The sequence below is a fragment of the Glycomyces dulcitolivorans genome (assembly GCF_003265355.1).
In the GTDB taxonomy this organism is placed as follows: Bacteria; Actinomycetota; Actinomycetes; order Mycobacteriales; family Micromonosporaceae; genus Glycomyces; species Glycomyces dulcitolivorans.
Window position 1 is genome coordinate 1 of sequence record NZ_QFRW01000304.1, and the last position, 20,907, is coordinate 20,907.

The 20,907-nt window shown below is 69.4% G+C and carries 15 protein-coding genes; 7 read left to right on the forward strand and 8 right to left on the reverse strand.

Annotated elements, in window-relative coordinates:
• Positions 1–78: 78 nt before the first annotated feature.
• The 4 genes from dnaJ to DI269_RS21160 form a co-directional block, all read right to left on the reverse strand.
• Positions 79–1,200, reverse strand: coding sequence for a molecular chaperone DnaJ (dnaJ, locus tag DI269_RS21145; RefSeq protein ID WP_112139515.1), 1,122 nt, complete (start codon positions 1,198–1,200; stop codon positions 79–81).
• A gap of 108 nt (positions 1,201–1,308) precedes the next feature.
• Positions 1,309–2,106, reverse strand: a complete 798-nt coding sequence (locus DI269_RS21150; RefSeq protein ID WP_112139517.1) for a nucleotide exchange factor GrpE — start codon at positions 2,104–2,106, stop codon at positions 1,309–1,311.
• Positions 2,106–3,941: a molecular chaperone DnaK gene (dnaK, locus tag DI269_RS21155; protein WP_112139519.1), complete on the reverse strand. Its 1,836-nt coding sequence runs from the start codon at positions 3,939–3,941 to the stop codon at positions 2,106–2,108. Before dnaK ends, DI269_RS21150 begins: the two co-directional genes overlap by 1 nt.
• 208 nt (positions 3,942–4,149) lie before the next feature.
• Positions 4,150–4,572: a hypothetical protein gene (locus tag DI269_RS21160; RefSeq protein WP_112139521.1), complete on the reverse strand. Its 423-nt coding sequence runs from the start codon at positions 4,570–4,572 to the stop codon at positions 4,150–4,152.
• 490 nt (positions 4,573–5,062) lie between these two features.
• Here DI269_RS21160 and DI269_RS21165 point away from each other — a divergent pair, with 490 nt between their 5' ends.
• A complete protein-coding gene (locus DI269_RS21165; protein WP_112139523.1) occupies positions 5,063–5,599 on the forward strand; it encodes a DUF1349 domain-containing protein in 537 nt (178 codons plus the stop codon).
• A gap of 233 nt (positions 5,600–5,832) precedes the next feature.
• Here DI269_RS21165 and DI269_RS21170 read toward each other — a convergent pair whose 3' ends face one another.
• Positions 5,833–8,448, reverse strand: a complete 2,616-nt coding sequence (locus DI269_RS21170; protein WP_112139524.1) for a glycoside hydrolase family 48 protein — start codon at positions 8,446–8,448, stop codon at positions 5,833–5,835.
• 526 nt (positions 8,449–8,974) lie between these two features.
• Between DI269_RS21170 and DI269_RS21175 the strand changes: the two genes are divergently transcribed.
• The 5 genes from DI269_RS21175 (at position 8,975) to DI269_RS21195 (ending at position 14,999) form a co-directional block, all read left to right on the forward strand.
• Complete coding sequence (locus DI269_RS21175; RefSeq protein ID WP_157975134.1) at positions 8,975–10,318, forward strand: extracellular solute-binding protein; 1,344 nt, start codon at positions 8,975–8,977, stop codon at positions 10,316–10,318.
• A gap of 284 nt (positions 10,319–10,602) precedes the next feature.
• The gene (locus tag DI269_RS21180; protein ID WP_112139528.1) at positions 10,603–11,538 is read left to right on the forward strand and encodes a carbohydrate ABC transporter permease; all 936 of its coding nucleotides are present in this window, start codon (positions 10,603–10,605) and stop codon (positions 11,536–11,538) included.
• Positions 11,535–12,464, forward strand: coding sequence for a carbohydrate ABC transporter permease (locus DI269_RS21185; protein ID WP_112139530.1), 930 nt, complete (start codon positions 11,535–11,537; stop codon positions 12,462–12,464). The genes DI269_RS21180 and DI269_RS21185 overlap by 4 nt, the downstream gene beginning before the upstream one ends.
• Positions 12,464–13,888 carry a GH1 family beta-glucosidase gene (locus tag DI269_RS21190; RefSeq protein ID WP_112139532.1) on the forward strand — a complete coding sequence of 475 codons (1,425 nt, stop codon included), beginning with the start codon at positions 12,464–12,466 and terminating at the stop codon, positions 13,886–13,888. Before DI269_RS21185 ends, DI269_RS21190 begins: the two co-directional genes overlap by 1 nt.
• Before the next feature lie 31 nt (positions 13,889–13,919).
• Positions 13,920–14,999 (forward strand): LacI family DNA-binding transcriptional regulator, encoded by a 1,080-nt coding sequence (locus DI269_RS21195; RefSeq protein ID WP_112139534.1) that lies wholly within the window; start codon positions 13,920–13,922, stop codon positions 14,997–14,999.
• 54 nt (positions 15,000–15,053) lie between these two features.
• On the opposite strand, the gene DI269_RS28720 is transcribed toward DI269_RS21195, so the two are convergent.
• Positions 15,054–18,602: an FG-GAP repeat domain-containing protein gene (locus DI269_RS28720; protein WP_157975135.1), complete on the reverse strand. Its 3,549-nt coding sequence runs from the start codon at positions 18,600–18,602 to the stop codon at positions 15,054–15,056.
• Between the two features lie 133 nt (positions 18,603–18,735).
• Positions 18,736–19,011, reverse strand: a complete 276-nt coding sequence (locus DI269_RS28415) for an FG-GAP repeat domain-containing protein (RefSeq protein ID WP_232822852.1) — start codon at positions 19,009–19,011, stop codon at positions 18,736–18,738.
• On the opposite strand from DI269_RS28415, the gene DI269_RS28420 reads away from it, so the two are divergent.
• Positions 18,949–19,119, forward strand: coding sequence for a substrate-binding domain-containing protein (locus DI269_RS28420; protein ID WP_112139548.1), 171 nt, complete (start codon positions 18,949–18,951; stop codon positions 19,117–19,119). The genes DI269_RS28415 and DI269_RS28420 overlap by 63 nt on opposite strands.
• Here DI269_RS28420 and DI269_RS21210 read toward each other — a convergent pair.
• Positions 19,082–20,800: an FG-GAP repeat domain-containing protein gene (locus tag DI269_RS21210; RefSeq protein ID WP_112139538.1), complete on the reverse strand. Its 1,719-nt coding sequence runs from the start codon at positions 20,798–20,800 to the stop codon at positions 19,082–19,084. The two genes, DI269_RS28420 and DI269_RS21210, sit on opposite strands and share 38 nt — an antisense overlap.
• Positions 20,801–20,907 lie beyond the last annotated feature (107 nt).

The following is a 20,907-nucleotide window of genomic DNA, read 5'->3' on the forward strand; positions in this document are numbered from 1 at the left end:
GCCGGCCGGGCGGCCGGGGCGCGGCGCCCCGCCGCTCCCGCGAAGCGGGCGCGTCGGTGCGGTGCTCCTCGTGCAACATCACTGGCCGGTCAGCTCTTCCAGTTTCGCGCGATCGGCCGCCGGAGCGGCCGCCGCGTACTTCTCCAGGGCCTCGCGGGCCTCGGCGGTCAGCGAGGACGGGACCTCGACGTCGACGGTCACGAGCAGGTCGCCCTTGCCGGGGACGCCGCGGCCCTTGACGCGCAGGACGCGCCCGGTCGGGGTCCCCTCGGGGACCTTCAGCGTCACGGGGCCGTCGAGGGTCGGGACCTTCACCTTGGCGCCCATGGCGGCCTCGGGGAACGACACCGGCAGGCGCAGGGTCACGTTGTCGCCGTCGCGCGCGAACAGCGGGTGCGCGCGCACGGTGACGCGGACCAGGAGGTCCCCGGCGGGGCCGCCCCTCTCGCCCGGGGCGCCGCGCCCGGCCAGGCGGATCGTCTGGCCGTCGCCGATCCCGGCGGGCACGCGGACGGTGATGGCCCGGTCCTTCGTGGTGGCGCCGGTGCCGCCGCAGTCGGGGCACGGGTCGGTGACCACGGTGCCGGTGCCGTCGCACTCGGGGCACGGCTGCGCGAAGCTGAACGCGCCCTGGTTCTCGGTGACGAGCCCGCGGCCGGAGCACTTCGGGCAGGTCGTGGGTGCGGTGCCGGGCTTGGCGCCCGAGCCGTGGCAGGTCTCGCACTCCCCGGGAGCGCGCATGCGCAGCTCCGTGGTGGAGCCCTTGACGGCGTCGGCGAAGTCGAGGGTCACGTTGGTGCGCAGGTCGTTCCCGCGCGCGGCGCCGCCGCGGCGCCGCTGGCCCGCGCCGCCGCCGAACAGGCCGCCGAAGAGGTCGGAGAACGAACCGGAGGAGCCGCCGCCCCCGAACAGGTCCTCCAGGTTGATGCCCCCGGCCGCATGGGCGCCGCCGAAGCCGCCCCGGCCGGACTTCATGAGCTGGATCTGGTCGTACTCGCCGCGCGACTTGTCGTCGTGGAGCACCGAGTACGCCTCGGAGATCCCCTTGAACTTCTCTTCCGCGTCAGGGGCCGGGTTGTGGTCGGGATGCCACTCCCGGGCCAGCTTGCGGTAGGACTTCTCTATGTCCTTTTTGGAGGCGTCCTGCGGCACGCCGAGCACGGCGTAGAAGTCCTTTTCTAGCCACTCCTGCGATGCCACGGGACGCCTCCTTCGTTCTGTCAGCGGGCGTGGACTAGGAGTCCTTGCCCTTTTCCTTCGGTCCACCTCCACATCCGTGGAGAGCTGGCGCTGAACAGACCGAACTGGCTACTTTTTCTTCTTCTTGCCCTTGGGTTCCGGTTCCTCGGCGGCCTCCGGCTCCGCGGCCTGCTCCTCGGGCGGGGACTCGACGTCCGCGGCCTCGACCGTCTCGGCCTCCTCCGCGTCCGCCTCGACCGGCTCGGTCTCGGCGGGCGCCTCGGGGGCGTCCTCGGTCTCCAGGACCGCCTCGGCCTCGACGACCTCGGGCTCGGCCTCGGCCACCGGCTCCGGCTCGTCCGAAGGCTCCGCGACCGCGACCAGGGCCGGGCGCAGCAGCTTGTCGCCGAGGCGGTAGCCCGAACGCATCACGTCGATGCAGGTCGGACCGTCCACATTCGGCATCTGCATGTGCGCGACCGCCTCGTGGATCTGCGGGTCGAACGGGTCGCCCTTCACCCCGAAGGGCTCCAGGCCCTGCTTGGCGAGCGCGCCCGCGAGCTGGTCCGCGACGGCCCCGAAGGGGCCGTTGAGGTCGCCGTGCTCCCGGGCCCGGTCCAGGTCGTCGAGCACCGGCAGGAGGCTCTGGAGCACCCCGGCCGTCGCCAGCTCCCCGGCGCGGGCCTTGTCGCGCTCGACGCGCTTGCGGTAGTTCTGGAACTCCGCGGTGATCCGCTGGAGGTCGCGGGTGCGCTCCTCCAGGGTCGCCTGGAGGACCAGGACCGCGTCGTCGGCGGCCTGGCCGTCGTCGGAGGCGGCGGCCAGGATGTCGTCGACCGTCAGCTCGTCGTCCGAACCTTCGGCGGCGGGGCCGTCCTCGGGGTCCGGCACCGGAGCGTCGTCGGCGTCGTTCCTGTCCTCGGCCACTACTTCTGGTCCTTGTCGTCGTCGACGATCTCGGCGTCCACGACGTCGTCGGCACCGGGGCCGCCGGCGGGCTGCTGCGGGCCGCCCGGCTGGTCGGCCGCGGCGGCGGCGTACATCGCCTGACCGGCCTCCTGGCTGACCTTCGACAGCTCCTCGGTGGCGCGCTTGATCGCCTCGATGTCGCTGCCGCCGAGGGCGCCCTTGAGGGTGCCGGTCGCGTCGTTGATCTTGCCCTTGAGGTCCTCGGGGATCTTGTCGCCGGACTCGGCCAGGAGCTTCTCGGTCTGGTAGACCAGCGACTCGCCCATGTTGCGGGCCTCGGCCTCCTCCTTGCGCTGGCGGTCCTCCTCGGCGTGCTCCTGCGCCTCGGACATCATCCGCTCGATGTCGTCCTTGGCGAGGCTGGAGCCGCCCGAGATCGTCATCGACTGGGCCTTGCCCGTGGCCGAGTCCTTCGCGGACACGTTCACGATGCCGTTGGCGTCGATGTCGAAGGTGACCTCGATCTGCGGGACCCCGCGCGGGGCCGGCGGCAGGCCGGTCAGCTCGAACGTGCCGAGCTTCTTGTTGTAGGCCGCGATCTCGCGCTCGCCCTGGAAGACCTGGATGAGCACCGACGGCTGGTTGTCGTCGGCGGTCGTGAAGACCTCCGAGCGCTTGGTCGGGATCGTGGTGTTGCGCTCGATGAGCTTGGTGAAGATGCCGCCCTTGGTCTCGATGCCCAGCGACAGCGGGGTGACGTCGAGGAGCAGCACGTCCTTGACCTCGCCCTTGAGGACGCCGGCCTGGAGGGTCGCGCCGATCGCGACGACCTCGTCGGGGTTGACGCCCTTGTGCGCGTCGCGGCCGATGAGGCGCTTGACCAGGTCGGACACGGCCGGCATGCGGGTCGAGCCGCCCACGAGGATGACGTGGTCGATCTCGGAGACGTTGATCCCGGCGTCCTTGACGGCCTGCTCGAACGGCTTCTTGCAGCGGTCGAGGAGGTCGGAGGTCATCTGCTCGAACTCGGCGCGCGAGAGCGACACGTCGAGGTGCAGCGGCCCGTCGGGGCCCGCGGTGATGTACGGCAGGTTGATCGAGGTCTGCGTCGCGGACGACAGCTCGATCTTGGCCTTCTCGGCGGCCTCCTTGAGGCGCTGCATGGCCATCTTGTCCTTGGACAGGTCCACGCCGTACTGGCCGTTGAAGGTCTTGACCAGGTGCTGGATGACCCGGTCGTCCCAGTCGTCGCCGCCGAGGTGGTTGTCGCCCGAGGTCGCCTTCACCTGGATGACGCCGTCGGCGATCTCCAGCAGCGAGACGTCGAACGTGCCGCCGCCGAGGTCGAAGACGAGGATCGTCTGCTCCTCCTCGCCCTTGTCCAGGCCGTAGGAGAGCGCCGCCGAGGTGGGCTCGTTGATGATGCGCAGGACGTTGAGGCCCGCGATCTCGCCGGCCTCCTTCGTGGCGGTGCGCTGGGCGTCGGAGAAGTACGCCGGCACGGTGACGACCGCGTCGGTGACGTTCTCGCCCAGGTACGCCTCGGCGTCGCGCTTGAGCTTCATGAGGATCCGCGCGCTGATCTCCTGCGCGGTGTAGGACTTGCCGTCGATGTCGACGGCCCAGTCCGTGCCGATGTGGCGCTTGACCGAGCGGATGGTGCGGTCGGGGTTGGTGACCGCCTGGCGCTTGGCCACTTCTCCGACCAGCACTTCGCCGTTCTTGGCGAAGGCCACGATGGACGGGGTGGTCCTCGCCCCCTCGGCGTTGGTGATGACCGTGGCTTCCCCGCCTTCGAGGACGCTGACCACGGAGTTCGTCGTGCCGAGGTCGATGCCGACCGCACGTGCCATGTTGATCTCCTGACGTAGCCGAACAGATGCCCCCGCCTGCCGGGGACGAAGTCTCTGTCTCAAGCGGCCGGGCGGGAACCCCGAACCAAGTTGAGCCGGATAGACTCAATGTTGATCAGGGCATCGTCGACTGTCAAGCGGATCACTGGGATTGTGACGAAATACACTAAAGTTGAGTCAGGTCGACTCAACTTTGCGTCATCTGGGGCTAGCGGGCCGCGGCGGGCGCCCCTCCGGCGGCCTCGCAGCACTCGGTGAGCAGGTCGTCGGCGATCTTCCAGGTGTCGCACGGCCAGGCCTGCTTGCAGGAGGCGCAGTCGATGCCCAGCAGCTGCTCGGGCAGGTGGTCGCGCCACATGACGGCGGCCAGGTTCCAGCCGGTGATCTCGGTGATCCCGGCCGGCGCCTCCAGGGGCGGCGGCTCCTCCAGGGAGAAGAGCTTCGAGGGCTGCTCGCGGCGGGAGCGGCGCGAGCGCGCGGGGATGGGCACGACCATCGACCCCTGCCCGGAGGCGGGGGCCGAGGGCTCGGCGGTGTGGCGCGAGCGGCGAGGCGGAGCGGTGCGTTCCTGCCGCGGCAGGCCGCGCCCCTCGGGCGCTTCCGATTCCTGCGGCCTCGCTGAATGCTGCATGCTCACGCTATCTCCTCATTCGCCTTCGCTTCCGTGCCTGCGTACTCCTCTATCCGGATTAACGGTCGAGTAGCCCGAGAGGACACGGGTATGAGCACTCGGCACTCTAGTCCGCCCGGGTGCGGCGAATGCGGAGTCGGACTCGCATTCGCGTGCAAATCACATGGAACGGGAGGGCCGCCCGGATCGGGGAGGCGGTTCTCGCGGCGGAGTAGTAGCCTGGACCGGTCGCCGCCAAACCCCGCGGCGGATGGGACGCGCAGCGCTTTGAGTGCAATGAACATACTTGCGGGACAAGCGATTCGGAAAGCGACTCCCGTGATTCGGCCAGCGTTCTCCAACAGCCGTAACGCAAACCGCTTTTGACGACTACATATGTGCGTTGAGCTGGTATTTCAGCCTTGTAACCGAGTCTAACGGCGGATTAACTTTGGGTTACCACGCCCGTTATGTCTAGAAACGACCTTTTCGCGTGTGGCATCATTGAGTGATGCAGTCTCCTTCAGAAGAAGTACAATGGACGGTTGACGGTGGATTGATCACTCCCTACTTCGAGAGCAAGACCACCCTCGTCCGCAGCGCCGGGAGCGAGCCCCAGCGCGACCACGTCTACATCTACGGCCTGGAGCTCAAAGGCGACGGCGAGATCGCCCTGCGCCTGCGCCCCGAGCACCGCCACCAGCACGCCGAGGCCTCCCTGGCCATCCGCGTCGACGAGTCCAACTGGGTCCGCACCGGCGCGGAGTACCTCGGCGGCCAGCACCTCATCAGCACCGTCACCACCCGCGGCCGCACCGACTGGTCGCTGTTCCCGGTCGACACCGAGTCGGACGAGATCTGGCTGCGGCTCATCAGGTCCGGCGACACGGTCACCGTCGCCCACGCCGACGACGGCGTCGACTACACCACCATCGCCTCCACCTACCTCCCCGGCGGCGTCCCCGCCATGACCGGGATCGCCAGCACCCATCCCGTCGCCGAGACCTTCTGGGACGCGGGCATGGACCTCGACATCGACGTCGACTGAGACCCTTTACGGTGCAATGGCGTCGTTCAGAGGCCCAGTAGCGGTCCGGCAGTGGGGTGCCGGACGCCGCTGAGCATAGAGGTCGGGCCCGGTGGGCCCAGTCCCGGCGGACCCGACCTGTGTGCTCAGACCGGCCGCGAAGCGGCCCAGAAACGCAGTTCGAAGCGGCGCAATACAAGACGAGACGCGGCCGGTCGCAGTGATGCGACCGGCCGCGGCGTCGTCGGTACTCCTTACTCGAAGAGCGCGGCGTAGGTCTGGAAGGCCGTAGCCACCTCGACCTGGTGCCAGTAGCGGTGGTAGTTGAACTCCGGCGCGGGGCCGGTGCAGCCGCCGTCGATGTACGCCTCGACCTGGTCCCAGCCCTCGAACTCGGTCATGAACGACCGGGTCTCGATGAAGGTGACGCCGTTCTCGAGCACGTCGCCGTTCGGCATGGTGCCGGTCCAGCCCTCGGGGATGTAGACCTCGTCGCCGAAGCGGCAGTAGTCCGCCCGGGCCTCGGTCTGCGTCACGCCGACGCCGTCATTGGCCGCCCACAGGGCGTCCAGCAGGTTCGAGGCCGCCGTCTGCGAGGCGGTCGAGCCGCTGGCCGCGGCGTGGTAGGACAGGATCTTCGCGAACGCCCCGGCCACACCGGGGTCCTTCGACATGTTGAGCACCGAGGCGGACAGGCCCGCCCCCGGCTCGCCGTTCCAGTCCAGGTCGCCCGGCAGGCTGTAGTCGGTCGCGCTGATGTCCGACTCGGACAGGGCCCAGGCCACCCACTCGTTGAGCAGGTTGCAGGCGCGGGCGTCGTCGGTCTCCATGCAGTACTGCGCGACGCGGTCCATGCCCCAGACCTGGAAGCCGAACCAGCGGTTCGACGGCGGGTCGTGCCACACGGGCTGCTCGTCGTAGTACAGGCCCTCGAACTCGGCGTTCGTGGTCGGGTTGCCGTAGTTGCCGCCCCAGTTGTTCGTGCCGCCGCCCGCGATGGCGCCGGCGCCCGGGGAGCCCTGCGGCACCTGGAGCCATTCGAGGAACTCCAGCTGCTGGTCGAGGCTGATCGCCCAGTCGTCGTCCGCGGTCGGCGAGTTCGGCTGGAGGCCGCCCTCGGAGAGCGCGTACGCGGCCATGACGTTCTGGTAGCCCTGGTGGACGCCGGAGCCGCCGATGCGGAACGACCAGTCGCCGTTGGCGCCGGCGCCCCACGAGTAGTACCAGCTCAGCAGGTAGTGGAACGAGCTCTTGCCGGTGCCGTCGGGGCAGGCGTTGATCCCGATGCAGTCGCCCGCGATCTGCTTGAAGTACTTGTCCGCGAACGAGTACCGCAGGTAGTCGCCCATCTTCGAGGCGTTGTCGAGCGACCCGGAGATCGCCGCGGACTGGCCCTGCTCGGCCGCCCACTGCTGGGCCATCCACGCGACCTGGACGGCGCGCGCGTCGGCGTCGGGGGCGTCGGTGTAGCGCTCCTGCTGGGAGTACTGCGAGTCGCCCACGAACAGGTCGAGGTAGCCGTTGTCGCCGCCGAAGTCGAACGTCTCGCACGACGGGTGCGCGACGGTCTCCCACGTCGACTCCTGCGAGCCGCGCTGGAACGTGTTCATGTACGCGGGCTCGGTGGTCCCGTCGCCGCACTCGCCGAAGCCGTAGGCATTGTCCACGTCCAGGATCCAGTGCATGCCGTACACCTGGTTGCTGCCGTAGGTGTTGCGCAGCTCCTGGCCCAGCGGGTCGACGCCGACGGAGGCGTTGAAGTCCAGCTGCGTCGGGTAGTCGGTGACGCTGCCCGACTCGGGCGCGTACGAGGCCGGCGAGGACGGGTTGTACGCGGACGGGTTCAGGTCCGGGATCGCGTACTGCTCGGTGATGTCCCACGACTCGTTGTAGCCCGACCAGTCGCCGGTGACCTGCCCGTAGGCGGCCTCCAGCCAGTGGAGGTAGCTCAGCGCCTCGGAGGTCGTCTCGTGGCCGTAGTCCGGCGCCTCCACGATGAGCTCCTCCACCGAGTGGTAGGGGACGCCCGTCTCGTGCAGGTACGGGGAGTCGGCCCCGGTGAGCTGGTCGTACATCTCGAGGAAGCGCTCCTCGTTCTGCGTGACCTCGCCCAGGTCGGCGACCGTGACGACCACCTGGAGGGGCGAGTAGCCGGGAGAGGAGACGGTGAACGTCGCCGTCTCCCCGGCCTCGGCGCCCGAGGCGGCCGCGAAGGTGACCGGCTTGGTGTTCGTGTCGCCCGCCGCGAACGACAGCGAGGCGCCCTGGGACACCGTCAGGTCCGTGGAGCCGGAGGTGCGGGTCGTGGTCACCGTCGAGGCGGCCGTGGTCGCGGCCGAGAAGCCGACGTCGACCGAGGCGGTCGCCCCGGCGTCCACGACGACGTTCGCGCGCGAGACTTCGAGCTCGGGCTCGACCGGCTCCTCAGAGCCGGAGCACGACTCGCCGTTGACGGAGATGCCCGTCGGGGCGGTCGTGGGGCCGGCGCCGATGAAGCCGAAGACCTCGCGGCTCTGGCCGGCCGCGATGGTCCCGTTCCAGCCGACGTCGGCACCGGTGAAGTGGGTGCCGCTCTGGCTCCATCCCACGTTCCACGCGTTCTGGACGGTGGTGCCGGCCGGGAAGTCCCATTCGAGGTCCCAGCCGTTGAGCCCGGCCGTCCCCGCGGTGAGGACGACGTTGGCCTGGAAGCCCGAGCCCCAGCTGGAGACGACGTTGTACTGGACGCCGCCGCAGTACTGGGCGGCGAAGGCCGACGGCGCGGCCACCGCGGCGAACGTGCCGACGAGCGCGAGCGGCAGCGTGACCGCCGCCGTCCTGCGCCATCGACGGCCCCGCCGGCGCGGCGGGGCCAGGTTGTCGGTTTCCATTATGGCTACTCCTGAACGTGGGTGGTTATGTCCGTTTCCATGGGAGCGCTCATGCCGGGTTCGCGGTCGGGGAATCGCACGAGTGGAACGAAACGGACCGAGATGCGGAAGCGCTCCCAGGCCATGCTCCCAAGGCTCGGGCCCTGATGTCAATACATTGACATCTCTAAATTTCTCCTCGAACGAGGCAAACCGTTGCCGTTTGCCAGGTATTTTCCCTGCTAATTGCGTTGGTATTCCTGTTTCACAGTTACACATTCGCGACCCTCGATCCGCATCTCAAGATCACGTGGGCTACGAAGTCGTAACGACGTTCACATCCGGGCTTGCGTCATGGAACACGCTCCCGTACGATCCTGGTATCGCTCCCAAGGGCGATCGCCTCGGCGGTTTCAGTCCGCGGGCCGCCGCGCACTCATGGCGGCCCGCACCACCACCGCCCAGGGCACCAACGGAATCGAGTCCCTCACAACCCCTCTGAATGAAGTCATGGCGCCGCCGAGGCGCCTGGAAGGAACCCGCAAAGATGCATCTCCTCAATCGACAGCACGGCAGGGTCGCCCTCGCGGCCGCCGCCGCGGGCGCTCTGGCGCTCTCCGCAGCCGCGTGCAGCGGCTCCGGCGCCGACGACGACGGCGTGACCGAGGACGGCAAGATCCAGCTGACCGTCTCCCTGTTCGGCACCTTCGGCTACACCGAGGCCGGACTGGAGGCCGAGTACGAGGCCCTCCACGACGACATCGACGTGGTCATCGAAGGCGACGGCGTCAACTGGGACGCCGAGTACCGCCCCACCCTGGAGACCTCGCTGGAGACCGGCTCCGGCGCCGGCGACGTCGTCGGCATCGAGGAGCAGGGCGTCGTCCAGCTCTTCTCCAACTCCGAGCACTGGTACGACCTCGGCAAGGACTACTCCGACCGCGCGGGCGACTACGTCGACTGGAAGTGGACGCTCGGGCAGGCCGCCGACGGCACCCAGGTCGGCTTCGGCACCGACGTCGGCGGCATGGGCATGTGCTACCGCAAGGACCTCTTCGAGGCGGCGGGCCTGCCCACCGACCGCGAGGAGCTCGCGGCGGCGTGGTCCACGTGGGACGGCTTCAAGACCCTCGCCCAGCAGTTCGTGGACGCCGACACCGGCGTCGCCTTCCTCGACGGCCCGACCCAGCTCCAGAACATGCTGCTGGGCCAGCTCGCCGGGAACGGCGACGGCGAGATGTACGTCGACGCCGACGGCAACCTGACGCTCGACTCCGCGGCCGCCCAGGGATCGGTGAACACCATCCTGGAGCTCAACGAGATCGGCGCGATCGGCAACTTCGTCTCCTGGAGCGAGGAGTGGATCGCGGCCCAGGCGGCCGGCGGCTTCGCCGTCATGCCGTGCCCGGGCTGGATGCCCTCCGGTGTCATCGAGCCGAACTCCGGCCCGGACAACGCCGGCAAGTGGGACATGGCCGCGGCCCCCGGCATCGGTGGCAACTGGGGCGGCTCGTGGCTGGCGGTCCCCGCCCAGTCCGCGCACCCTGAGGAGGCCGCCGAGCTGGCCGCGTGGCTGAGCGCCCCCGAGCAGCAGGTCAAGGTCTTCGAGGCCGTCGGCAACTTCCCGTCCTCCCCTGCGGCGCAGGCGGACCCGAAGGTCGCCGACTCCACCAACGCGTACTTCAGCGACGCTCCGACCGGTCAGATCCTGGCCGCGTCGGTGCAGAACTTCCCGCCGCTGACCTACTCGTACTACCACCCGCCGGTCAAGGGCGCGGTCGAGACCGTCCTCAACGGCGTCGTCGACGGGACGTTCGCCCCTGAGGACGCCTTCGCCGAGATCCAGTCGGCGGCCGAAGAGGCGATCGAACTCGCCGGCGGCGGCCTCTAGCCGCTCCCGCGGGCCGGTCCGGCGGCACCCTGCCGCCGCCGGACCGGCCCCGGGTCCAGCGGACTCACGCCGATTCCGCTGAGCCCCGTGCCGCCGGGGCGAGACCGAGCGGCGGACCGATGCCCGGCATCGGCCCGGCGCACCGCCCCAGGACCCGGTCTCCACCCCCTCCCGGCGGCACCGTGTCGGCCCGCCGCGCCCCAACCCGCGGCGGGCCGGCTTCCTCCGGAAGCGGCCCGCGCCAGCCGATGAGCCTCACCCGCTCTCGACCGCAAGGAAAGTCCATGACCACCGAAACAGCAGCCCGAGCGCCGAAATGGCGCCTCTGGGCCTCCAAGGCCGACATCAAGGCCACCCCGTACGCGCTCGTCTCGCCGTACTTCATCCTCTTCGCCGTCTTCGGCGTCTTCCCGATGGGCTACACGCTCTACGCCTCGCTCCACGCCTGGAAGCTCGGCGGCGCCGACCCCGAGTACATCGGCCTGGACAACTACAAGTTCCTGCTGTTCGAGTACGACCGCTTCAACTGGTCGGTCTTCAACACGCTCGGCATGTTCATCATGGCCACCGTCCCGCAGCTCGTGGTCGCGCTCATGGTCGCCAACGCCCTGAACAAGCGGTTGCGCCGGCCCATGCTGTGGCGCATGCTCATCCTCGCGCCCATCGTCACCTCCGTCGTCGCCGTCGGCGTCATCTTCGCCCGCATCTGGGGCCAGGAGTACGGCATGGTGAACGGGTTCCTGGAGCTCATCGGCATCGACCGGATCGACTGGCAGGCCGAGCGGTGGAGCTCCTGGATCGCCATCTCGTCCATGGTGGACTGGCGCTGGATGGGCTACAACGCGCTGATCTTCCTGGCCGCCATGCAGACCATCCCGCGGAACCTCTACGAGGCGGCCACGGTGGACGGCGCCTCGCCCCGCCAGCAGTTCTGGCAGATCACCGTCCCCCAGCTCAAGCCGGTCCTCATCTTCACCGTCTTCGTGTCGTCGGTGGGCGGCATGACCATGTTCGTCGAGCCGATGATGTTCGACTCCGGCCGGCTCCTGGGCGGCACCGACGGGCAGTACCAGACCACCGCGATGGTCCTGGTCGACATCCTCCGCACGCACGGCAACTACGGCGTCTCGGCCGCGGCCGGATGGCTGCTGTTCCTGGTCATCGGCGTCGTCGCGGCGGTCAACTTCCTCATCGTCAACCGCATCCAGGGGAACAAATGAGCACCGCCACCGCGCCCCGCCCCACCGCCGCCGCACCGGTGAAGCCGCCCAAGCCCCCGCGCCGCCCCAAGAAGCGCCGCCCCGTCGAGTCCGGCGAGGGCGTCTACGCGCCCACGGTCCTGACGCGGCTCGGCCTGCTCGCCGTCGCGGCCCTGTCGATCTTCCCGCTGTACTGGATGATCGTCATCGCCTCGACCTCCACCGCGAACGCCGCCGGCTTCCCGCCCGCGCTCCTGCCCGGCCCGAACCTGCTGGAGCACCTGAACCAGGCGCTGACCGACCCCGAGGCGAACCTGCTGCTGGGCCTGCGCAACTCGATGATCATCACCGGGATCGTCACGTTCTCGGTCGTGCTCATCTCCACCCTCGGCGGCTTCGCGTTCGCCAAGCTGAAGTTCCGCGGGTCCAAGGTCCTCATGGGCACGGTGCTGTTCTCGATGATGGTGCCGCTCCAGCAGCTCGGCATCGTCCCGCTGTACATCGTCATGGTCGAGCTCCAGTGGCTCGACACCCTCCAGGCGGTCATCCTGCCGTTCCTCATCAACGGCTTCGGGATCTTCATGATGCGCCAGTACGTCGAGCAGGCCGTCCCCGACGAGATCATCGAGGCCGCCCGCATCGACGGGGCCTCCACGATCGGCATCTGGTGGCGCATCGTGCTGCCCGCCCTGCGCCCCGCGATGGTCGTCCTCGCCCTGCTCACCTTCATGCTCAACTGGAACGAATTCCTGTGGCCGTTCATGGTGCTGAGCGGCGAGAACCCCACCATCCAGCTCGCCATCCGGCAGCTGTCGACCGCAACGTGGTCAGCGGACCTGTCGATGATCTTCACCGGCACGCTGATCTCGATCATTCCCATCGCGATCCTGTTCGTCGTGTTCGGACGGCAGATCGTCAGCGGCATCATGGAAGGTTCGTCCAAGTAATGAGCAACGAAAACGAAGGGCTCGCCGCGCTCGCGAGCCGATTCCCAACAGGGTTCACCTGGGGCGCGGCCACCTCCTCCTACCAGGTGGAGGGCGGCACCGCGGCCGACGGCCGCGGGAAGTCCATATGGGACTCGTTCGTGAACGAGCCGGGCCGGGTCGTCGACGGCTCCAACGGCGACACCGCGATCGACTCCTACCGCAACATCGCCGGCGACATCGCCACGATCAAGTCCCTCGGCCTGAGCAGCTACCGGTTCTCCCTGTCGTGGCCCCGGATCTGCCCCGACGGGGACGGGCGGGTCAACGCGGCCGGCCTGCGCTACTACTCCGACCTCGTCGACGCCCTCCTCGCCGAGGGCATCACCCCCTGGATCACCCTCTACCACTGGGACCTCCCCCAGGCCCTGGAGGACAAGGGCGGCTGGCCCGTGCGGGACACCGCGCTGCGCTTCGCCGACTTCGCCCTCATCGCGCACACCGCCCTCGGCGACCGCGTCAAGCACTGGATCACCGTCAACGAGCCGTGGTGCGCCGCGTTCCTCGGCTACGCCTCCGGCGAGCACGCCCCCGGGCGCCGCGAGCCCTCGGAGTCCATCGCCGCGGCCCACCACCTCATGCTCGCCCACGGCCTCGCCGCGCGCGCCATCAAGGGCGCCGACCCCGAGGCCACCGTCAGCATCGGCATCAACTTCTACCCGATCCACGCCGCCACCGACGCCCCCGGCGACCTCGACGCGGCCCGCCGCGTCGACGGCGTCCAGAACCGCTGGTTCACCGACGCCGCCCTGCGCGGGGCCTACCCCGAGGACGTCGTCGAGGACTTCAAGGCCATCACCGACTTCGACTTCCTCCGCGACGGCGACATGGAGCTCATCAACGCCCCCGTCGACGTCCTGTCCGTGAACTACTACAGCCGCTTCACCGTCACCGGCAACGGCGGCTCCACCTCGGCCTCCGCCGCCCCCACGGGCGCGGGCTCCGCGTGGCCCGCGAACGAGCACATCGGCTTCGTCCCCGCCGGCCTCCCGGTCACCGACATGGGCTGGGAGATCGAGCCCGCCGGGCTCACCGAGGTCCTCACCCGCCTCCACGGCTCCTACCCGGAGGTCGCGCTCGCGGTCACCGAGAACGGCGCCGCGTTCCCCGACAAGCTCGACGACGGGCGCGTGCGCGACCCCGAGCGGCTCGACTACGTGGAGCGCCACCTCGCGGCCTGCGCCGACGCCATCGACTCCGGCGTCCCGCTGGTCGGGTATTTCGCCTGGTCGCTCGCCGACAACTTCGAGTGGGCGTGGGGCTACACCAAGAGGTTCGGCCTCGTGTACGTCGACTTCGAGACCGGCGAGCGCATCGTCAAGGACTCCGGACGCTGGTACGGCGACCTGGTGCGACGCGCGCGTTCGAACCGTGAGGCAGAATAGTTCCACGCGACATAGCCCGAGGTGATGCACGATGACCGAGACCCGACTTGAGGCGCCAGGCGAACCGCAGCCTGCCGAGCGCACCGGCCGCAGGCGCAGCGGCGGCCGGCCGACGCTCGACACGGTCGCGCGCCACGCCGGCGTCGGCCGGGGCACGGTCTCCCGCGTCATCAACGGCTCCCCCAAAGTCGCCGAGGACACGCGGGCGGCGGTCCTGGCCGCGATCAAGGAGCTGGGGTACGTCCCCAACCAGGCGGCCAGGACCCTCGTCACGCAGCGGACGGACACGGTGGCGCTCGTGGTCACCGAGTCCCAGGAGTGGCTGTGGTCCGAGCCGTTCTTCGCGGGCGTGCTGCGCGGGATCACCGAGCAGCTCGCCGAGGAGAACATGCGGCTCATGCTCACCTTCGCCCCCCGCGACGGCAACCGCACCGACCTGGAGTCCTACCTCATGGGCCAGCACGTCGACGGCGTCATGATGGTCTCCAGCCACTCCGGCGACCCCCTCCCCGAGCGATTGGAGGACGCGGGCATCCCCATCGTCCTCTGCGGCACCCCCGTCGGCTTCCGCCCCGTCGCCTACGTCGACTGCGACAACCGCTCCGGCGCCCGCCAGGCCGTCGAGTTCCTCGCCGAACGCGGCCACAAGCGCATCGGCATCATCGCCGGCCCCCAGGACATGGCCGTCGGCGTCGACCGCCTCAACGGCTACCGCGACGGCCTCCGCGGCCACCGCCTCCCCGTCGAGGACCGCCTCGTCGCCGTCGCCGAGGGCTTCGACGAGGCCAGCGGCATCAAGGCCGCCCGCCACCTCTTCGACACCGCCGGCGAGATCGACGCCGTCTTCGCCAACTCCGACCCCCTCGCCATCGCGACGCTCCGCGTCGCCCGCGAACGCGGCATCCGCGTCCCCGACGACCTCGCCCTCGTCGGCTTCGACGACTCCCCCCTCGCCGAAGTCGCCGACCCGCCCCTCACCACCGTCCACCAGCCCACCGAGACCATGGGCCGCGAGATGGCCCGCCTCCTCTGCGGCAGAATCCGCGGCGAAGAGGCCGGCCCCCTGGTCACCATCCTCGGCACCAGGATCGTCATCCGCGAATCCGCTTAGCGCACAACGCGAAAGGGCCCGGCTCCATCAGGAGCCGGGCCCTTTCGCGTTGCGTCACACGATGATGTCCATCCCGCTCCACCCGGTCCCGATCACGGCCGAGGCCGAGTACGAACCGGCACCGTTGCCCTTGTAGAGGTACAGGTTCCCGTTCGTGTGCCTCGCGACCCAGTCGACGTGCCCGTCGGCGTTGAAGTCCCCGACCGCGGCGACGGCGTTCATGACGTTCCAGCCGCACCCGATCTTGACGCCGTTCTTCACGCCGCCAGAAGGTTTCCCGGCATAGAAGTACAGGCAGTCGTCGGAGTTCTTCCGCGCCAGCACGTCCGCGACACCATCATGGTCGAGGTCGCCCACGGCCGTGATCAGCGACATCGAGTTCCACCCGGTCCCGATGAGGACGCGGGCGCCGTGCGAACCGGTCCCGGTCCCCGGGTACAGCCACAGCTTCCCCGTCGAGGCCTCGCGGGCGATGATGTCCACCTTCCCGTCGCCGTTGTAGTCCTGCCCGGAGACGATGGCGCTCATGGCACCCCAACCCCCGCCGATCCGGATGCGCTCACCGGGATTCTCGGTGTACGCGCCGTAGCCCGAGACCAGGTAGAGCACTCCAGTCGAACCGACCCTGCCGAGCATGTCGGTGCTGCCGTCGCCGTTGAAGTCCCCGGCGGATTCGAGGAGATCCCAGTCCCGCTCCGGGTCGGTCCACCGGCTGCGGCTGGTGATGGCGCCGAGGCCGTCGCCGTCGAACTCGTAGATGTAGCCGAGTTCGGCGTCGCGGGCAAGGATGTCGGAGGTGCCGTTGTGGTCATGGTCGTAGGAGACGTCGAGTTCGACCGAGGGGAGCCGCACGTCGTCCCAGCCCGTACCGACGGTCTCGTACACCGCGAGTTCGAGGATCTGGTAGTCGAAGGTCCGCAGTGTCAGGTCTCCGGTCGGGTAGTCGACCGAGAGGATGTCGACATAGCCGTCGCCGTTGAAGTCGCCGCCTCCGGCGATCTGGTCGTAGAACGGCGCCGAGTCCCCGGAGTACATGTCAGGACCCATCGCGCGATCCACCGAGAATCCGCCGGCGCAGTCGCCGCGGTAGACGGTATAGCCGTCGTTGGCGAGGTCGCGCGCGATGAAGTCGTCGCAGTTGTCCTTGTCGTGGTCGCCGATGCCGACGATCGAGTCGGGTGCGGTCCAACCCTGACCGGTCGCGGCGACGGCGCGGGTCTTGAACGTCCCGTTCCCGGCGCCGGGGTACAGGTAGAGGACGCCGTCGGCCTTTCCGAGGGCCAGTAGGTCGATCGTTCCGTCGCGGTCGTAGTCACCGGCGGAGGTGAAGAGGCTGATCCCGTTCCAGCCCTTGCCGACCGCGATCGGGGCGCCGAAGCCGCGGTAGCCGGTGCCCGGGTAGGTGTACATGGTCCCGGTCTTGCGGTCCCGGGCGAGCAGGTCGGCCTTGCCGTCAGAGGTGAGGTCCCCGGCCATGGCGATGTCGAAGCCGCCCCAGCCGGAGGCCAGGGTGATCGGGGAGTCGAAGGTGCCGTCGCCGTTTCCGCCGTAGAACAGGAGGCTTCCGTCGACACGGCTGATCGCGATGAGGTCTTGGAGACGGTCGCCGTCGAAGTCGTTGCGGGAGCGGGTGGCCGGGATGTCGAACTCCTCGGTCGTGATGTTCTCCGCGGTGTCCTCGACGGTGATCTCGGTCAGGTTCGAAGTCGACTCAAGATCGACGGTGAAGCTCGCATCGCGCTCCTCGTACAAGGAGACGCTGGACGGCGTGCAGCTCGGGAAGTTGGTGCAGTCGACCCTCATGTCCGACCAGATGCCGTCGTCGAGGGCGACGTCGATCGTCACCTCATCGCCGACGTAGTGCGGCCCTTCGGACAGCGTGATGTCGGTGATCGCAGGTGCCGCGGTATCGATCAGCGCCGAGCACTGGAAGGACTTCACCAGGGCGCCGTTCGGACCGTAGATCCGCAGGTCCTCATGGTAGGAACTGTCGACCACGCCGCTGACGCTGGTGCCCGGACTTCCACCGTCCACGACCGGGGCCGGCTCGGTCGTCGGGATGAAGACGCCTCGGTACTCCTGCGTGACCTGCGTGGTCCAGGTGAGTCCGGGATCGATGAGGTCCGCGCGCCAGATGTCGGCGTCGAACGACCCGTACGGAAGCACGGACTGCTCGATCGGCGTGGTGTAGTGGCTCTTGCAGGCGCTGGCGAGGTTGAAATTGCGGATGTCGAAGTAGGCGTCGAGGCGGGCCGAGTCGCCGTCGAACTGCGCGGCCTCCTCCGCACTGCCTGGTATGGCGAACGGGTAGTTGTTGCCCCAGCGCTGCTTCAGCGTCGTGGTGACGTCGTAGACCGCGGTGCCGTCGGTGCATTCGCCCTTGATCAGGTTGGAAAGGCCCACCCTCTGGTTCCAGGCCGTGTCAGGCAAGATGCCGTTCGTGGCGTAGTAGACGTCCGGCGCGAGGCAGGAGTCCTCCTCCGCGGCGTCGACCTGGAAGACCGCCGATTCGAGCGGAAAGGTCATCCAGGGCGCGGTGCTCGGAGCGAGGGCGGCGACGACGGGGTTCCAGAACGACCAGTAGGAGACCGCCAGGTCATCGGTCTCGCACTCGGGGTCCGAGAGCCGGTCGCAGTACGCGCCCGCCAAAGCGGTGCCGGTCTCGCCGGCGGCTTCGAAGTAAGGCTGGTCGAGCCCTGCCTCGCCGCGGAGGATCGAGAGATCCGGCGAGGCTGAGGTGACCGATGCCCAGGTGGTGATGCGTGCGCCGAAGTAGCCCCAGGAAGTGTCAACCGTCAGCGGGTACACGGCGTCGGCGAGGGCTTCCGGCGGCAGACTGAGTGTGAGGCCGCCTTCGGTGATCGCGATGGTGGCGCGGGTGACCGTTCCGGCGGCATCGCGGACGGCGAAGTCGCCGGACCACTCTCCCGTAAGGCCATCTGTGGTCCTCAGATAGAGATAGTTGCGGCTTCGCACGATGTCGATGTCGGCGTCGAAGGTGAGCCCGGTCGCGAGGGAGCTCCAGGCGTCCGCGTCGGCGACGGTGAACTTCAGTTCCGAATGAGCGATGCCGGAGTCCACGGTGAGGTCGAGTCCGGGCGCGAGGTCGTCGTAGACGGCCTCGGTTCCGCTGTAGACGGGGACGGGCTTCGCTCCGGTCCAGTCGATCGCGGTTCGGGCGGTCTGGATGAGCGGCGCATCGGTGTCGGTGTGGCTCAGATCGAACGGCCAAGGGGTGTTCGCCTGGGTGAGGATGCCGCCGGTCTCGATGAACGCGGGATCGGCGGCGCCCTGGTCGCCGTTCTCCTGGACGGGCGCAGCGGTCCCCGTGTAGTGGAGCCGCCCGTCGGGGGTGACGGCAATGGTGGCGTACGGCGTGCTGCGGACGTCGATGCGGACTTCGACGTCGCAGGCGACGGCGGCCTCAAGGGCCGCTTCGAGTCCGGTGGCGATGGGGTTGTCGCCGAGGGTGGTGCAGTCGATGTCCTCGGTCTGGGCCGAGGCGGTGCCGGGGGCGGCGAGGAGGGCTGCGGCGAGGGTCGCGGCGGTGAGGGCGGCGGTGCGGGGGAGGAGGTGGCGGGGCCGCTTGGGTGGAGCGCTCATTCAGATGTCCTGGGGGAGTTCGGGGGGTTATGGGTGGTGTTGCGGCGGTGGGGGGACGCCGGGTGCCGCCTCAGGGCGGCACCCGGCGAATCCTATCCGACCGAAGTGGATTTCGGGGGGCTGGTCGTACAGGTCAGAGGACGGGGTTCATGCCTCCCCAGCCGGTGCCGATGGCGACGGAGGAGGTGTACGAGCCGGTGCCGTTGCCGCGGTAGAGGTAGGGGATGCCGGTGCGGTTGTCGCAGGCGATCAGGTCGGGGCGGCCGTCGGAGGTGACGTCGCCGGCCATGGTGACGTCGAAGGCGGCCCAGCCGCCGCCCTCGGCGGCAGCGGGCGCGAACGCGGCATCCGCGTCCCCGACTACCTCGCCCTCGTCGGCTTCGACGACTCCCCCCTCACCACCGTCCACCAGCCCACCGAGACCATGGGCCGCGAAAGGGCCCGGCTCCTAGTGGAGCCGGGCCCTTTTCCCTGCTGGCCTAGACGAGGACGTCCTTCTCGTCCCAGAGGGCGCTGAGCACGGCCGAGGACGAGTACGTGCCGGACCCGTTGCCCTTGTACAGGTACAGGTTGCCGTTGGTGTGTCGTGCGATCCAGTCGACGTGGCCGTCGAGGTCGAGGTCCCCGACCGCGGCGACCGAGTTCATGACGTTCCAGCCGCACCCGATCTGCACGCCGTTCTTGAGGCCGCCTGCGGGCTTGCCGGCGTAGAAGTACAAGCAGTCGTCGGAGCTCTTGCGCGCCAGGACGTCAGGCGCACCGTCGTGGTCGAGGTCCCCCGCGGCCGTGATGAGCGACGTCGAGTTCCAGCCCGTCCCGATCAGCACCCGCGCACCGTGCGAGCCGGTCCCGGTCCCCGGGTAGAGCCACAGGTTCCCGGTCGAGGCCTCGCGGGCCACGATGTCGGACTTGCCGTCGCCGTCGTGGTCGCTCCCGGAGACGATGGCGCTCATGGCGTTCCAGCCCCCGCCGATCCTGATGCGGCCGGCGGTGTCGAGCCGGCCGTCGCCGATCCCCGGATAGAGGTAGAGCACGCCGCCGGAGGTCCTGGCGAGCAGGTCGGCGAACCCGTCGCCGTTGAAGTCGCCGGCCGTCTCCAGCAGATCCATGCCGCTGAACGTGCCCCAGGGGTCGATGTCCAGCCACCAGCTGTTGGTGCCGTCGGTCTGGTCCACGGTCACCTCGCCGGTCGAGGACGCGCGGGAGACGATGTCGGCGACGCCGTTGGCGTCGTGGTCGTGGGCGCGGTCGGTGTCGGTCGCGGGAAGCCGCTCCCCGCCCCACCCGGTTGCGACGGTCTCGGGAGCGTGGAGTGCGGCGCCGTTCTCGTCGAAGGCCGCAATGACCAGGTCGCCGGTGCGCGAGTCTACGGCGGCGAGGTCGAAGACCCCGTCCCCGTCGACGTCCCCGACGCCGCTGACTTGCGAGTACCGGTCGGCCGCCGCCCCGCCCAGGGCCGGGTCGATCGTCATGTGGTCGTCTCGGTCGATCGAGGTGATGCCGTTGAACACGTGGTACTCGCCGGTGCGCCCGTCCCTCGCGAGAATCTCGGTCGTGCCGGTGGCGTTGATGTCGCCGAGGGTCGTGAGCGCGTCCACGTCGCTCCATCCCCGGAAGTCGTCGTCGGCGAGGAGCCGGGTCCCGAACCTGCCGTCGCCGAGGCCCGGGTAGAGGTAGAGCTTCCAGTCGGACTTGCCGACCGCATAGAGGTCGAGTCGGCCGTCGCTGTTGAAGTCGCCCGCGGAGGTGAAGACGCTGACGCCGTTCCAGCCGCCGCCGACGGTGATGCGGGCTTCGAGCCCGCCGGTCCCGTCGCCGGGGTAGGTGTAGAGGGTCCCGGTCCTGGTGTCGCGGGCGAGCAGATCGGGGTCGCCGTCGCCGGTGAGGTCTCCGGCCATGACGATGTCCCTTGCGCTCCAACCGGACCCGAGCGAGACCGGGTCGGCGAAGGTGCCGTCACCGGCACCGGCGTGGAGCAGCAGGGTCCCGTCGGAGTCGTGCACCGACAGGAGGTCCTCGACGCCGTCGCCGTCGAAGTCGTTGCGCGGCGTGCCCGCGCGGATGGTCGCGGCCTCGCTGTCGATCTCGGTCTGGGCCGAGGCGGTGCCGGGGAAGGCGAGGAGGGCCGCGCCGACGGTGGCGGCGGTGAGTGCGGCGGCCCGTTTCGGCGCGTGGTGGCGCCGTGGGGTGGTGCTCATCAAGGTGTCCTCTTGGGGTTCGGAGGGTGCGGGGTGAGCGAGGGGGTGCAGGCGCCGGCCGGGGCCGGCGCCTGACTCAGTGTATTGAAGGACAACGGGTTTCGCTG